1 protein-coding gene is annotated in these 631 nt (G+C 47.9%); it reads right to left on the bottom strand.

Annotated elements, in window-relative coordinates:
• Positions 1 to 52: 52 nt before the first annotated feature.
• A complete protein-coding gene (locus tag R7044_RS26195) occupies positions 53 to 571 on the bottom strand; it encodes an FxsA family protein (protein WP_005460455.1) in 519 nt (172 codons plus the stop codon).
• Positions 572 to 631: the final 60 nt, after the last annotated feature.

Genomic DNA, 631 nt, shown 5'->3' with positions numbered 1-631 from the left:
CACAAAAAAGGGCGCGGAATGCGCCCTTTTTTTTCTTGATTCACTGATTCAATCAGTTGAGCTTGTTACGATCATCGTCGTCTTTACGCTCGTATTCACCTTCGAAGGTGTTGCCGTTGTCCGAGCGAGAATCAAACGGGTCACGATGAAACGGATCTTGCTCAAATGGCCCTTGGTTTGAGAAACCACCTTGGAAGCCACCACCATGCATGGTTTTGACGACCATCTTGCTCATCAAGTATTTCGCAATCGCGGCACGCGGCGCAGGCAGCAATACCACCATACCCAACGCGTCGGTCATAAAGCCGGGAGTCAGCAATAGCACACCGGCAACCGCTAGCATCACACCTTCAAAAATTTGCTGTGCTGGAATTTCGCCTTGTTCAAGACGGCCCTGAACAGACATCAAGGTTTGAATACCTTGGCTGCGCACTAATGACGCGCCGACAAATGCCGTGATCAGCACTAATGCGATGGTTGGCCAGAGACCTAAAAAGCCCCCCACCTGAATAAATAAGCCAATTTCAATGATTGGGACGAAAATAAACGCCAATAATAAGATAGGAAACACACGCCCTCCTTTGTTTAATTCAGTGTAATGGTAAAAGCCAAGTAACCTCAAACGAATCGT

The organism is Vibrio sp. 1402 (assembly GCF_033340275.1).
This window is presented reverse-complemented; position numbering and strand designations above follow the sequence as displayed.